This window comes from Aminobacter sp. MDW-2, assembly GCF_014250155.1.
In the GTDB taxonomy this organism is placed as follows: domain Bacteria; phylum Pseudomonadota; class Alphaproteobacteria; order Rhizobiales; family Rhizobiaceae; genus Aminobacter; species Aminobacter ciceronei.
The window spans coordinates 2,753,554-2,765,987 of record NZ_CP060197.1 but is presented as its reverse complement, the minus strand read 5'-3'; the positions used below and the strand labels follow the sequence as shown (position 1 = coordinate 2,765,987).

16 protein-coding genes are annotated in these 12,434 nt (G+C 61.2%); 3 read left to right on the top strand and 13 right to left on the bottom strand.

The window, feature by feature from the left end; translation table 11 throughout:
• Nucleotides 1-68 precede the first annotated feature (68 nt).
• The 10 genes from H5P29_RS13620 to H5P29_RS13575 all read right to left on the bottom strand — a co-directional run bounded on the left by H5P29_RS13620 (nt 69) and on the right by H5P29_RS13575 (nt 7,698).
• Nucleotides 69-836, bottom strand: a complete 768-nt coding sequence (locus tag H5P29_RS13620; RefSeq protein WP_185910360.1) for a hypothetical protein — start codon at nt 834-836, stop codon at nt 69-71.
• A 78-nt stretch (nt 837-914) separates the two neighbouring features.
• Nucleotides 915-1,328 carry a DUF4128 domain-containing protein gene (locus tag H5P29_RS13615; protein WP_154384905.1) on the bottom strand — a complete coding sequence of 138 codons (414 nt, stop codon included), beginning with the start codon at nt 1,326-1,328 and terminating at the stop codon, nt 915-917.
• Between the two features lie 385 nt (nt 1,329-1,713).
• Nucleotides 1,714-2,130, bottom strand: coding sequence for an HK97 gp10 family phage protein (locus tag H5P29_RS13610; protein WP_154384904.1), 417 nt, complete (start codon nt 2,128-2,130; stop codon nt 1,714-1,716).
• Complete coding sequence (locus tag H5P29_RS13605; RefSeq protein ID WP_246670744.1) at nt 2,130-3,092, bottom strand: head morphogenesis protein; 963 nt, start codon at nt 3,090-3,092, stop codon at nt 2,130-2,132. The genes H5P29_RS13610 and H5P29_RS13605 overlap by 1 nt, the downstream gene beginning before the upstream one ends.
• Before the next feature lie 328 nt (nt 3,093-3,420).
• Nucleotides 3,421-3,783: a hypothetical protein gene (locus H5P29_RS13600; RefSeq protein WP_154384902.1), complete on the bottom strand. Its 363-nt coding sequence runs from the start codon at nt 3,781-3,783 to the stop codon at nt 3,421-3,423.
• On the bottom strand, nt 3,783-4,259 hold the full coding sequence (locus H5P29_RS13595) for a DnaT-like ssDNA-binding protein (protein ID WP_154384901.1): 477 nt from the start codon (nt 4,257-4,259) through the stop codon (nt 3,783-3,785). The genes H5P29_RS13600 and H5P29_RS13595 overlap by 1 nt, the downstream gene beginning before the upstream one ends.
• 366 nt (nt 4,260-4,625) lie before the next feature.
• Entirely contained in the window at nt 4,626-5,150 is a 525-nt protein-coding gene (locus tag H5P29_RS13590; protein WP_154384900.1) for a hypothetical protein, read from the bottom strand.
• On the bottom strand, nt 5,140-6,078 hold the full coding sequence (locus H5P29_RS13585) for a DUF2184 domain-containing protein (protein ID WP_154384899.1): 939 nt from the start codon (nt 6,076-6,078) through the stop codon (nt 5,140-5,142). Before H5P29_RS13585 ends, H5P29_RS13590 begins: the two co-directional genes overlap by 11 nt.
• A 13-nt stretch (nt 6,079-6,091) precedes the next feature.
• Nucleotides 6,092-6,556 carry a DUF2190 family protein gene (locus tag H5P29_RS13580; protein ID WP_154384898.1) on the bottom strand — a complete coding sequence of 155 codons (465 nt, stop codon included), beginning with the start codon at nt 6,554-6,556 and terminating at the stop codon, nt 6,092-6,094.
• Nucleotides 6,556-7,698, bottom strand: a complete 1,143-nt coding sequence (locus H5P29_RS13575) for a DUF2213 domain-containing protein (protein WP_154384897.1) — start codon at nt 7,696-7,698, stop codon at nt 6,556-6,558. Before H5P29_RS13575 ends, H5P29_RS13580 begins: the two co-directional genes overlap by 1 nt.
• 35 nt (nt 7,699-7,733) lie before the next feature.
• Here H5P29_RS13575 and H5P29_RS13570 point away from each other — a divergent pair, with 35 nt between their 5' ends.
• Entirely contained in the window at nt 7,734-7,934 is a 201-nt protein-coding gene (locus H5P29_RS13570) for a hypothetical protein (RefSeq protein WP_154384896.1), read from the top strand.
• Here H5P29_RS13570 and H5P29_RS13565 read toward each other — a convergent pair.
• Nucleotides 7,921-9,741, bottom strand: a complete 1,821-nt coding sequence (locus H5P29_RS13565) for an anti-CBASS protein Acb1 family protein (RefSeq protein WP_154384895.1) — start codon at nt 9,739-9,741, stop codon at nt 7,921-7,923. The genes H5P29_RS13570 and H5P29_RS13565 overlap by 14 nt on opposite strands.
• Before the next feature lie 71 nt (nt 9,742-9,812).
• Here H5P29_RS13565 and H5P29_RS13560 point away from each other — a divergent pair, with 71 nt between their 5' ends.
• The gene (locus H5P29_RS13560) at nt 9,813-10,109 is read left to right on the top strand and encodes a PRC-barrel domain-containing protein (protein WP_154384894.1); all 297 of its coding nucleotides are present in this window, start codon (nt 9,813-9,815) and stop codon (nt 10,107-10,109) included.
• 35 nt (nt 10,110-10,144) lie between these two features.
• Here H5P29_RS13560 and terL read toward each other — a convergent pair whose 3' ends face one another.
• A complete protein-coding gene (gene terL, locus H5P29_RS13555) occupies nt 10,145-11,626 on the bottom strand; it encodes a phage terminase large subunit (RefSeq protein WP_154384893.1) in 1,482 nt (493 codons plus the stop codon).
• Entirely contained in the window at nt 11,592-11,954 is a 363-nt protein-coding gene (locus tag H5P29_RS13550; RefSeq protein WP_154384892.1) for a hypothetical protein, read from the bottom strand. Before H5P29_RS13550 ends, terL begins: the two co-directional genes overlap by 35 nt.
• A gap of 49 nt (nt 11,955-12,003) precedes the next feature.
• Between H5P29_RS13550 and H5P29_RS13545 the strand changes: the two genes are divergently transcribed.
• On the top strand, nt 12,004-12,369 hold the full coding sequence (locus tag H5P29_RS13545; RefSeq protein ID WP_154384891.1) for a hypothetical protein: 366 nt from the start codon (nt 12,004-12,006) through the stop codon (nt 12,367-12,369).
• The last annotated feature ends 65 nt before the right edge of the window (nt 12,370-12,434 follow it).

Genomic DNA, 12,434 nt, shown 5'->3' with positions numbered 1-12,434 from the left:
GGGATGTCGGGGGGGGGGGGCCGCTCTGCCCCGACAGCAAGAGCGGCCCGTTCTGCGCAGAAACGGGGTTAGGCGGCGACGAGGCCAACGGGCAGCGAGTAGGCCACCGTGGAGGCGCCAGCGGGGTTCACGGCGATGACACCCACGCGCACGGCGTCCCCGGACTGGCCCGCTGCAAGGATGTGGGTCTTGCCCGTGGCGCCGCTGATGTTGGTGAAGGTGCCGTTGCCCGAAGTGTCAGCCTGCCACTGATAGGTGTAGCTGGTCGGGTTGCCGGTCCACGTTCCTTCGAGCGCGGTAAGGGTCGCGCCCTGTGCCAGACTGGCACCGGTGATCGAGGGCAGCGCCGAGTTGGTTCCGACGACGAGCGACACCGGATCGACGACGATCTCGCGCTGGTTCAGGGCCAGCGTGAACACTTCCAGGATAAAGTCTTCGTTGCGGCCGTTCGGGCGCGTGGGGCCGGTCACCAGGCCGCGGTTGTAATAAACCGAGTTGGTGTGGCTGGCGTCAGGTGCGTCCTTGTCCTCGAACTTGAACGCATAGGTGAAGTTGGTCTTCGCCGCTGCACGCAGGGCGATCTGGCCCGGATCGGTCGGGTTGCGGGCGCATTCGATCGTGGGATCGCCGGCATTCGAGATGCCCTTGCCCTTCTGGGTGACGTCGGTCGAAAGCTCGTCATAGCTGACGATGTTGGTGTTTGTGCCGGCCTCACCGACGGCACCGACATTGCTGACCTCGACCCACGTCAGGGCTTCATATGCAGCCTGATTGAGGTCGGTAGGCTGAGGCGTCGTGCAGATATAGACCTTACGGTCCTTGTTGGTCCGCGCCATCGGGTTTCTCCTTTTCAATGGCTGGCATGAAAAAGGCGGCCCGAAAGCCGCCTGATGAACCCGGATGGCCGGGAATGGTTATGCAAAGCACTCGTAGGCGATGGTGACTGGCACCTGCTGATGAGTGTCATTGTCGATCGACTGGCCCATGTCGGGAGCCTTGGCGACGCTCACCCGGAGGCCGTCGCGCCACATGTCGGTGCCGCACGCAAAGTGCTCGGCCACCTTACCGGCAATCTCGACTGCAACCGCAGCATTCTCGTTCTTCTTGCCGAAGACGTCGATCTGCAGAAGCCCGAGGCGTTGATGTGGATCGGTCGAACTGAGAAACAACCGGCGGTTCACATTCGGTACGTGCGTGACCCTGAGATAGCCGCCGGTAGGCTTGGTGAAGCTCTCGTTCGGCCATGCAACCGGGAGCACTGGCGACAGGACAAGCGCCTGCGCCCTCGCCTTCAGAGCGAGCCAGATCGATGTTTCGATGGATGGCATGAGATATGGTCCCGGCGCGGGTTCCCGATCAGGGCAAACCCGCTATCAATTGTTTATCCCGCTCGTGGAGAAACCGGACTGGAACAGAAAGCAGCTGGTTTTTGGCGCTCCATTGCGCCGGCTTAAGCTTTGGCATTGCCCAGCGGCACTCGTTAGCGACAACCCAATGTTTCCGGCGGCGGCTCAGAAAATCTGGACCACCATCATCGTCATATCCAAACTCTACCCCACAGCAGGGGCAGATTTCATTCGAAGGCATGTGGCCATCAGCACCCCAAGGGGCGTCCGGATAGTTATCAAAACCACACACGCGACAAAGGTAGATGTCACTTTCAGCCATAAAAGCAGCATATGACCAGCATCGATGCGTACTCAAGGGGACAGTCTACAGCCCTAACCTTGTTTTCACTTCACGCGCCTTCTCGGCGACGATCATTTCCCACCGTTGAGCAACCATCGTCACCCACGGTCGCGGCGTCCTGCCCTGAGCTCCGAAGTGCACGAAAGCGGCATAGTTGGCGGTGTAGCCGAGAAAGATGGTGTCCCCGAGATCGGCGCTGTTGATGACCAGCAGGATGTCACCGAGATCGGCCGGCACTGTCATGCCTGGGTTGGCCCGGGTCAGCGTCGGCATAGCCGTGGTTGACGCCATCAGCGAGGACCGAAGAAACCCCGTCTCGCCGACAGGTACGAGTTGGTTCAGTTGCGACACCAACTCCTGGGCGGCTTCTTTGAACACCGCCTCAAGCGCACCTTCGACCTTCTGGGCCCACTGACCGACAGTTGCGGCGAAGCTGGCCATTAGCGCACCAACTGAGCGACAAAGTCGATCTTGTATTCGGCGAAGCACTTGCAACCGATCGTATGGCGCGAGGGCGTCCCGGGGGCATGTGGGTAGCGAATTGACGTCCCGTCTGGAGCGATAAACGGCTGATCGAATGGCACCACCTGCCCATGCATCACAACGTGCTGCGCCCTGGGATGTTCCTGTGGGGTGTGGCGCCATGTCTTGGTGATGTGCTGAGCCTGAACCCTGCCCGCCTCGATCTGCTGGCGGAATGCGATGTCCCGTGACGCACCCAGCGCCGAAAACGTCTCATGCAGCGCGATTGTGTCGGCCCTGAGCTTCAGCAGCCCGTCCGAGTACCTGCCAACGATCCTGGCCACGGCATCAGCCGGCAGGGGCTTGCCTTCATTCAACGCCTTGAGAATGGTCCTGTCGAACCGCTTGTCCCGCCGGGTGCGCTCCAGATAGTTCCGCATCGCCACAGGATCGCCAGAGAGCAGTTCCTGGCGCGCAGTGTCGACATAGGCGGCCTGCTGAGCCGTGAGCCCAAGGATGCCCCCTTCTCGCTGGCCTGTGACCCGATTGACCCGCCCCACTATGTCCAGCGCGCTCCGGGTTGGATTGTCGCCTCGGGCAAGCCCTTCAGACAGCGCGGCGCGGATCGCGGCCTGCTGATCGGTGATGATGTTGCTGACCAGCGTGCCGCTGTGCTCGCGCAGCCATTCCTCGGCGGCCAGGTTCCTCGCATCCCACCGGATGACGATCTGGTGGCCGTTCGGGTCGCGCAGCGTGGGCATCTGCTCGACGGTCGCGACACCGCCTCCGTTGAACGCCTGCCGGATCGCCTCGTCCAGCGGCCGGAATGCTGCCTGGTCGAGATGCATGGCGGCGATAGCGCCATTGATGTCACCGCGCTCCAGGCGCTCCACGATCCTGCGCAGCACGATGTTCGAGCGGATGTCGTCGATCGCCTCCATGAAGGCGGCTCGCAACGTCGGCGTGAGGTCGGAGCCAAGCTGTTCGAGCCGCTCGCGAGGTGATAGGCGTTTGAGCACAGGCAGCGTCTCGGATTTGAGGGAACATGCGGGCTCAATTTGTCGACCAGGCCACTGGGAAGCTCATTCACAGCGCGGAAGATGTTGCGAGATCTGAGATAGTAGTCGGCGACCGGATCAGAATTTCCAGGCACCGGACTTTCAGCAGCAAGCTCGCGTTTACAGGAACAATCGTAGCCGTAGAGCTGGCCATTTACGACCTTGCCACCCAACCGTCACCCAAGGAGTTGACGGTATTCCTGAAAGCCGACTAGGCCGCGCACCAAGCCTTGTAGGCAACAACAGTGCCTGCCGGCGGTATTGGCGTCAGGTTGGTGATGACGCGCTCGGCGCCGTCGATGACGAGCTTGTCAGTGATCTGCGGCTCCACCTCTGGCACCGCGAACGTCACCATGTCGCCTGTCTCGACGATCAAGACGCCGTTCTCGTAACGCTGGTGCAGCCGTTTGACGGTGGCAGCCAGGGGCCAGGTCTCAACCGTCTCGGGCGCAGGCGTCCATTCGTTGGGCGGCGTGCCTAGCGTCACGCGCTTCAGCCGAACCGCACCCTGCTTGAACCGCACCATGAGCCGGGTTGCGGTGCCCTGCATGCGGCCGTAGTCAAAGCCGCTCATCACACCACCAGAATGCCGGGCAGCGCCGCTGTCAGCAGCGGGGCGAGCAGGCCGTCGATCACGGTCACAACTGGGCGTGCGGCGGTTGCAAGGTCGGTTTTGTCCGAGACCGCATACTCCACCTCTACCGCGCCCTCGACCCGCTCGCGCTTGACCAGCGATGAACCGGACACGACAGCGGAAAGCGAGCCGGGAGACTGCAATTCAAGAAGCGCAGCCTCGTAGGAGGCATTGACCACGCGAAGCGGAATTATGCCGTCTGCCAGCGCATTGCCATAAGCCGTGGCGCCGGTGCGAGGCCATGCCCGTTCCTGCTCAATGCCCCCGGTCGGAAGGCCTGAGAAACGAGCCCCATAGGTGCCGTCAATGTAGGTGCTCCCACGCTGGCGGGCTGCTGCAATATCACCAGCGGGTACAGCATAGCCGGCAGCGGCAGCGTAGGCGGTGAACCCCTCATTTGTTCCGTAGCCGGCCATCTGAGATTACCTTCTCGCTTGAATGTCGCATGAGGCAATTTGCCTTTGTGGTCAAAGGCCTAGCCGCCATCTTTCGGTTGCAATCTTAAGCACCTTGGGCGCAGCGCCGACAACGGCGCCTCAAGGAGGAATTGTAAGATGCATGCCCGTCGGTTCTGTCAGTTTTGTGCAGGACCCATTCCACGCGCAGCGCCCCGCTGCCCGTGGTGCCTGAAGAGCTTCACCAGTGCTGAAAGCAGTCGCCCGCGCCTATCTCAACAGGGGGAGGACGAATGGAAGCAAACTCGAAACGTGGACTCGGAGCGCTAGCTTTTAGCGGACGCTCAAGGAACAGGCCCGGCTCCAGGGTGCCGGGCCATTTAGCTTTTACGAAGTTGCCAACTCCTCAAGCGCGGCGACAATCTCGTCCTTCTTCGACGGGGTCTTGTCGCCGAGCAACTTGGATGCTGCCGATTTGAAGGCCATGAAGTTGCCGTCGGCCAGCGCTAGAACATCAGCCGCCGACTTGGGTTCGCCGTTGCCCTGGTTTACCTTGGCCAACTGCGCTTCCAGATCGGCGACCTTCGCCTTTTCCGCCTGAAGTTCGGTTGTCACGGCCGCAAACGAGGCATCGAAACGCCTGCGCATTTCTGCCATCTCGGCGGTGTCGCCGTTCTCGTCGCGCTCATCACCGGCTGAGTACTTCTTCTTGCCCTTGCCATCAACGATGAGGTGACCGCCGTCGACCATGGCCTTGACTACCGGATGGTCCTTGGCTGCCTCCCAGATTTCAGGCTCCACGACGATGGAACCGTTGCCGGGCACGACCTGACCAGTTGGGAGGCCAAAGCCTCCCGCACGGGTGTTTTCCAGAGTGACTTGCTTCGTCATAGCGATCTCCTCAGATGCCATCGAGGTAGCGCATCGCGCCCGGACGGCGCACTTCAACGCCGCCGGTCCGGAAGATGCCCGGAACCTCGAATTTCAGGAGACGCTGTTCAGCTTGGAGCCAACGCAGCGGCATCGGTACGTGCATCTTCACGACATCCGGCGTACGGCGGTAGGCCACCATACGCTGAGTGCCGCCGGCGCCGGCCGTTTCCAGACCGAAGACCGCCCGGATGGTCAGCGGACGCCCTGTACGCGCCGTGTAGACATTCGCCCGCAGGACATAGTCCAGCAGGTTCACCTCCGACGTCGCATCGAGGCGCTTGCCGATCAGGAAGTTGTACCGGTCCTGACTGATCAGGATCGTATCCGCCGTCTCGATGCCGTTGGACTCGGTGAAGATGACGCCGAGAACACGGTTGAAGTCTGCAACGACCTCATCCGGAGTTTTGGTTGGCCACGTTGCCGTACCGCCAGCACCGTTCGCCGCCGTCAGTGCGGTAACACTGGCCGTGTTGATCAGACCCGACATGCCGAGCTTGGCACGACCGATGAAGGCGAGATTGTCGACGAACTGCTCATACTTGCGGCGGGCAGCGTCGGCGCGCTCGTCCGTCAGTCGAATGCCATATGCCTGAGCATGGGCAAGCTCCTGAAGGTTGTAGCGATATCCGATACCAACCATGAAGACGCGGCTCGAGCCCTTGTCGAGCTTGAAGTCGACAAAGTTGATGTCGTCGCCGTCAGGGGCGAACTCACGGGCCTCGCCGACGTCATCCCCCATGGAGAAGAAGTCGATCGCCGTGGTCCAGTCGGGAGCGGAGTTATCGACAGGAACCAGCTCCCGATACTGGAAGTCCGGATACTGGCGAGCATAGATGCCCGGCTCGATGTAGTTCTGCGCAGTTCGCAGGAAGTTAAGCGCCAAGGCTGGCGCGTCAGTCGTGAACATCTTGGTGTTCCCCTTACTTAGTCACGCCGAGGCGGATCTTGGCGATCTGGTTGGTGGTGGACGTGACCGTCGCCCACTCAGCATTCTCGATGAGCTGATTGGCGCTGGAGTTGGACACGTTGGTGAAGGTGCCGGTCGGCGTCATGTAGACCGGATCACCCTGGGCGACGGCAACAAGCGCCGTGACCCAGATCGAGCCGTTCTTGATGACGCTGATCTGGTCGTAAGGCTTGTAGACCTCACCCTGTTCAGCAGGGATCGTGCGATCGACCACTGCGATGCCGGCGAACTTGCCGACGGCGGCCGGGAGGGCAACGGTGTCCTCCAGAGTGCCGAACAGCACGCCGCGGCCGAACGGGATATCAGCGGACCCGACTGCCACGATCATCGAGATGATGTGGTGAGGCTCGGTCGTCGCGATCATGCCCGGATAACCGCGAGGCGTGTCGCGGCTGTAAGACACGGGAGGGATAGCCATTACGCGGTCTCCTTCTTGCCCTGCCAAGCGTTGCGATCACGCTCCAGCATCAGGTTGTAGGCATCGTTGACGTTGGCGGCGTCGCTGACAGTCTGGACGCCCGACTGAACGACCTGCCGGAAGGGATCAGGCGGGTTCTTGGCTGCGTCCTCGACCAGGATGTCGAAGCGGGCGTCGATGTAGGCGTCGGCTTTGTCGGCCACGGCAGCGTCACCGAGCTTGGCGACAACGGCAGCGCGACGGATCGCTGCATCCGAGAGGCCGTCGGTCTTGACGTCCTTGGCGATCGCCTTGGCTTTGCTGATCAGGTCAGAACGGGCCGCCACCTTCTTGTCGAGGTCAGCATCGGAGAGGATCTTGGCCTTGAGGCCATCGATCTCGGCGTCTTTCTTGGCCAGATCGGCATCCTTGGCTGCAAGAGCCTTGGCATGGTCGGTCTGGGCGTCGGTGAACTTCGCTGCGGACGATGCAAGATCGGCCTGCAGCTTGGTGATGGCCTGGGCGCCCTGATCGGTGGTTTGCACCGACAGTCCGTCCACGACCACAGTACGAAGTGCGTCACTCATGGTGACAATCTCCTTGTCAGTGGTTGAAATCGGGGCGGCGCCCCAGTTCCCCGCATCACCGATGCGAGCTTGTGAACCGGCCCGCGCACGATCGACAAGCGCGAGATGGTTGATCTTGATGGAGCGCTGCTGCGCGTCGTAGGCCTCGCCATCGGCCGTAATGCCGGGCGTCCAGTCCAATTCGCAGTTGTAGCCGGCGGACAGCTCGCGCTTGCCGCTCACCATGGCTGTGATGGCCGCGGCATCCTTGAGGATCAGCGGGAGCATGACCCACTGGCCGTCCTGCTTGGCCGCGGTGCTGACCTCGCCGACCGACAGTTCCTTCCAGTTGTCGGCCGTCACTTCCTGGTCAGGGTGATCGATAGTGATCGGCGCGTGGCTGAACGACTGCAGGCTGTCCTGGGCGAAGACCTGATCGGCTGCGCGGTAGACACGCACGGTCGCCAGATCCGGCTTGCCGACCTCGTGGCCAGCGTAAAGCTGGATGCCAGTACGCACCGCCCTCGCCTCAGCGATAAGGTAGCCGTCTCCGGTCCGGCGCGTTCCCGCGACGGTTACAGCGTCTGTGAATTGCATGGTAGGCTTCCTCAGAATCAAACGGGAGGAACGGGATGGCTACTTTTAGGATTGAAACCGACTATGACTCGGGAACAGGCTTGATCTACGCCGAGTTGTACTACCCCAAGAACGCAACAAGCCCCTCGGCAGTCACCAAGCCGATTTATCATTCACACGAAAACGCTGCGCTCGATGTGATCAACATGTTCAAGAAGGCATTCCCAGACAAGCCGATAAGGATCACCCCTCCTTGAGTTCCTCGAACACTTCCGGCCCCAGCACGATCCTGCCCCGATATGGCTCGATCGTGTTCAGGTCGACCGGTGCCTTTGTCAGGCTGATGTGCGGCTGGTAGTCCTCGAAGTCGTGTGACGCACCAGCCCGCACGATTTCCTCGTGGCGCCAGCACAGTTGCGACGAAGCGAACATCAGCACAGCGGTCATGTTGCCGAGTGGCTCCACCACGCGCGGGCCACCCTTGGGGATCAGCATTGACCCATCACGCTCTGGGCCCCACTCAAAGGCGTTGCCCGCCTTGATCCAGTCGATGGGCGTGCGCGAGTAGACAATCGTGACGTGCAGGTCGGGCACAATGTCCGTGATGCCCTGCCCTTCGGCCCACGCCTTGATCTCTGCGGCGTTCACCACATCGCGGCGAACATACAGCGTCCGAGGCTCGGCATCGTTCGCAGCCTGCCTCTCGGTCGGCTTCGGAGGCGTTGCCGCCGCTGCCTGCTCGTCTTCGTCCGGTTCCTGCTCGGCGAGCGTACCATATTCCTCGATCGCCGCCTCAAGCCCTGGCAGAGAGCCATCCTCAACGAAGGTGTTCACCAACGCATCAGACAGCGCATCGATCGGCATAAGCGACTGCTGGCCACTGCTGCCGGCAATTGCTCGAGCAGCGTCGGCCTTGGTCTTGAAGACGTCGGCCTTTTCCTTTTCCGACATGCCCCAGAGCGGTGCCCACTCGTAATAGACATCGGCGGGGCGTGAACCGAGCGCCGAGCGGATTAGCGCTTCGTCCATGCGATACATGGCGGGCGTCATCTCCAGCGACTGCATGGCCTGGAGGCGGTCATAGTAGTTGCGCAGGTCAGATTCGCCCGTGGCATTCATGCCTGCCGGCGCCTGGCCGAGAAGTCGGGTAGCCGGAATATCGGCCGCACCGGACACGATCTGCAAGAACCGGTCCAGCACGTCGGGAAGTGTGGCAAACGAGGCAGACTTGCTCTCGTATTCCTCCTCCTTGTCGAGCATCAGCGTACCGTTGATGCCCTTGGAGGTGTTGGCCAAGGTGTAGCGCTCGATGATCTTGCGCTTGTAGCCCTCGTCTCCGAGCGAGGCCATGAAGTTCGGAATGCGGATAATGTCGATCTTGGCTTCGAAGATCAGGCTGGCGATGTTCGCCGCGGTGCCATCGGCCTGCTTGATCGCCTCCATGACAGCGAGCAGCACGCTGTCGCCCCAGACCAATTCACTGCTTCCGACCAATTCGACGTCAGGCTGCGGGCTGCCGCTGAAGATGACCAGGCGCGAAGGATGGATGTCCACCTGCACCTTGTCGCCGGCCGTGAGCTTGTAGTCCTTCGGCTTGCCGTACCATTCCGAGCCTGGATCGCGCTCGATCTCTCCGGCGGAAAGCTGACGGCGGGTCAGCACGGTTAGATGCTTGATGCCGCCCTTGCCGATGCGCTCGACATCGAGGGGCTTGGCGAGTTCCAGATCACCCGTGCCGATATGGATGGCAGCACCGCCCCATAGACGAGCCTTGGTCCTCGCCTCGAGCACCTTGCCACGAACATTGAGGCGCTTTTCCTCCGCCTCGATGTCCTCGATCTTGGTCCCATCAGCCTGCCAGTCACGCCATGCCCGGACACTGTCAAAGGCGGGAATGTCGACAATCTTCCGGGGCAGCCAAGCCCCACGATAGGCGTTCAGCAGCTCAGAGTCCGACAGGACAGGCAACGAGTAGAAAGAGCTTGCCGCCTTGTCCCGGTCCGTACCGAGGCGCGACACAAGATTGGTCAGGCTGTCGCGAAACATCGCGATCACATTTGTCATCGGCCTGGCTTCCTTCGGAACGGACAGATGTTTCAGGTGTTGGGGATGTCCAACCCCAGAGGAGACCAGCAATGGATCACAGCACTCACGTTCGCCTCACCGAAGCTGAGCTCACGGCCGAAATGCTGGAAGGCGCCAGTGTCTTCGGGCCCGACGACGAAGACATCGGATTTGTGTCACATCTTCACGGCTCTGGAAGCACCGCTCAGGTAGTCATTGATGTTGGCGGTTTCCTTGGCATCGGCGCCAAGCAGGTGGCGGTTCCTGTCAGCCAACTCCAATTCATGCGTGACGAGGAAGGCGTAGTTCATGCCGTCACGACCTGGACGGAAGATCAGCTCAAAGACATGCCCGAGCATGTCGATTGAACGCATGGGGCTTAGCTGTGGCTGAGCCCCCTCCCTTAAATATTGTCGAGCGTGAAGGTTGAGCCCAACGCCAGCTCATTCAGAGCATCGGCAAAGGCGTCCACCTGGTCATCGAATTGTGCGTTGGGGAACGAGCAAACCTCGTCGAGGAAGGTGTCGTTCCACAGTCCGCGAATAAGCTTCACGTTGCCGGCCTCAGCCTGGGCTGATGCTGGCTTGGCGCGTACCGCCTTCTCACCGGTCGGCCTGACCACACCCACGTTGTAACCAGCCAGCAGTTTGACCTTGGTTGCTGCATCGGCCTTGCCGGCAGCGCCCGGGTCTTCTGGCATCCTAATCCGCACGTCCAAGCCGTCTTGGCTGGCAGTCGACTTCAAGTTCTTCTCGACGTCGTTTGGTGACCACCGATCGCGCCGAACGTCCTCGACATAGAAGATGCCTGCGGCGTAGGCCATCTTTAGGCCCACGGTCCAGTCTGGCTGCTTTCCCGGCGCCTGCTGGGTTGCCGCGAAGTCCCATGCTCTGCATCGAACGGCGCCGGCAGGAACTGCGTCAACAACCTCGAAGTCGCCGCGCTGGAACATACCGCCAGAGCGGGGCGCCGGCCGCTGCTGATACTGCCCGGAATAGGCGTAGGAACCCTTCGCCCGCTTGAGGCGCTCAATCTCCGTTGGCGGGAATCGCTCTGGGAAGAGCAGTTCCCCGTCGACCGTCCGCGGATCTTCGAAGAACAGCTCGCCGTCGACATATGTCCGGCAGGCTCGATCCGGATCGAACTCCATCGGCAGGTTGAGATGGATGAACCCGATGTCGAGTTCCAATGCGACAGCGGCGACATCCTGCTCGTGCAGTCGCTGCATGATGATGACGATGGCCGACTTGGTCACATCGTTGAGACGGTCCGAGATACCCTCTCGGAAGATGCGAACCGCGTTGGCGCGCTCAGTGTCGCTCTCGGCGGTTTCGGTCGAATGCGGATCGTCGATCTTCACCCGATCGCCGCGGCCACCGGTCATCGAACTGAATGGACGCGCCTCGCTGAAGCCGCTGCCGGTGTTCTCGAATTTGCCCTTGGCGTTCTGGTCGTCTCGAAGCTTGAGAGGCCAGAGCGTCTGGAACTTCTCGCTTTCGACCAGGCGCCGGAGTTTGACGTTGTCGCGCAACACATTGGGCTGGCTGTACGATGTTGCCAGCACCTGCATGTCGGGCCGCTCGATTGGCCCCCATTCCCACGCGGTCCAGAAGACCAGCACCAGCGACTTCATCATGCCTGGCGGCACGGTCATCATCAGGAACTGGATGCGCCCCTCGGTGACAGCCTCCAGGTGGTGGCACATCGCCCGGAGAGCCCAGCCGAACTTCAGCTCTTTCTTTGGCTCCAGGACATCCCAGAACTCGGTGATGAAGCCTTCAAGGGTCTGGCACCGTGCCCTGATGCGCTCGGCATCTCGAGCAACCCGCTCCCGCTCGGCCTCTGCCGCCCTACGCGCCCTCTCCTGCCTGATCTGGCGCATCATCGTCACCGGGTCCGGCAAGCGGGCCGAAGATGCTTTCGAGCTGATCGAGTTCATCACCACTCAGTTTCGTCAGGTCGACTACAGGGATTGGGCCGCCACGTGGCCCACTGTGCTGCATGGATGCGAGCTTGGGGTGCACATACGGCGCCGCGGCCTTAGCCATGTCATCGCGCCGCGAGGCATCGGCTTTCGGGTTGCGCATCACCTTCAGCATGTAGTCGAGAGGTGTATCGCCAGTCGCTGCGACCTTCTTCTGACGCTCTACTGACGCTTTATTCGGTGCACCACGCTTGCGCCCGGCACCCGGCCTATTGCCGCCGCGAGACATGTTTGATTTCCTGCATCGGGGTTTGATTGTTTTTCAAAGGGGGCGGACAATGTCCGAAGCTGTTTCTCTGCACGTGATTTGCCGTCAGGAGGGCTCTCGCCCAAAGGGTCTCGTGCTGGTTGATCGGGACACTGGCGCCCACGATTCCTATTCCTGGCGCGTCAAGGACGAGCAAATCGCCGGACTGATCGGCAAAACCTTCTGCATGCATGCCGCCAAGTCTGAGCTATCGTATCTAGGTGGCCAGATCATCGAGATCAGGCGCGAGCCCATTGAGGCAAACGATGGAGAGGTTCGGGCAATTGTGCGCTTCCAGGTAACAAAAGACGCTCGCGGTATTGCGTGGCCACCGACCTCAAACCCTAACGAGTATCATCAGGTCAATACTGAGGTCCCCCTCGATAGACTCAGATAGCGCTGCTGCTTGTCGGTCAGCGGCATTTCTGGTTTACCTCGGCTACTTTCAGAATGGGGACTTAA

Coding starts and splice junctions, on each gene's coding strand:
- H5P29_RS13620 (WP_185910360.1), bottom strand. CDS start 836: ATGGCGCGGACCAACAAGGACCGTAAGGTCTATATCTGCACGACGCCT.
- H5P29_RS13615 (WP_154384905.1), bottom strand. CDS start 1,328: ATGCCATCCATCGAAACATCGATCTGGCTCGCTCTGAAGGCGAGGGCG.
- H5P29_RS13610 (WP_154384904.1), bottom strand. CDS start 2,130: ATGGCCAGCTTCGCCGCAACTGTCGGTCAGTGGGCCCAGAAGGTCGAA.
- H5P29_RS13605 (WP_246670744.1), bottom strand. CDS start 3,092: ATGGAGGCGATCGACGACATCCGCTCGAACATCGTGCTGCGCAGGATC.
- H5P29_RS13600 (WP_154384902.1), bottom strand. CDS start 3,783: ATGAGCGGCTTTGACTACGGCCGCATGCAGGGCACCGCAACCCGGCTC.
- H5P29_RS13595 (WP_154384901.1), bottom strand. CDS start 4,259: ATGGCCGGCTACGGAACAAATGAGGGGTTCACCGCCTACGCTGCCGCT.
- H5P29_RS13590 (WP_154384900.1), bottom strand. CDS start 5,150: ATGGCATCTGAGGAGATCGCTATGACGAAGCAAGTCACTCTGGAAAAC.
- H5P29_RS13585 (WP_154384899.1), bottom strand. CDS start 6,078: ATGTTCACGACTGACGCGCCAGCCTTGGCGCTTAACTTCCTGCGAACT.
- H5P29_RS13580 (WP_154384898.1), bottom strand. CDS start 6,556: ATGGCTATCCCTCCCGTGTCTTACAGCCGCGACACGCCTCGCGGTTAT.
- H5P29_RS13575 (WP_154384897.1), bottom strand. CDS start 7,698: ATGCAATTCACAGACGCTGTAACCGTCGCGGGAACGCGCCGGACCGGA.
- H5P29_RS13570 (WP_154384896.1), top strand. CDS start 7,734: ATGGCTACTTTTAGGATTGAAACCGACTATGACTCGGGAACAGGCTTG.
- H5P29_RS13565 (WP_154384895.1), bottom strand. CDS start 9,741: ATGACAAATGTGATCGCGATGTTTCGCGACAGCCTGACCAATCTTGTG.
- H5P29_RS13560 (WP_154384894.1), top strand. CDS start 9,813: ATGGATCACAGCACTCACGTTCGCCTCACCGAAGCTGAGCTCACGGCC.
- terL (WP_154384893.1), bottom strand. CDS start 11,626: ATGATGCGCCAGATCAGGCAGGAGAGGGCGCGTAGGGCGGCAGAGGCC.
- H5P29_RS13550 (WP_154384892.1), bottom strand. CDS start 11,954: ATGTCTCGCGGCGGCAATAGGCCGGGTGCCGGGCGCAAGCGTGGTGCA.
- H5P29_RS13545 (WP_154384891.1), top strand. CDS start 12,004: ATGTCCGAAGCTGTTTCTCTGCACGTGATTTGCCGTCAGGAGGGCTCT.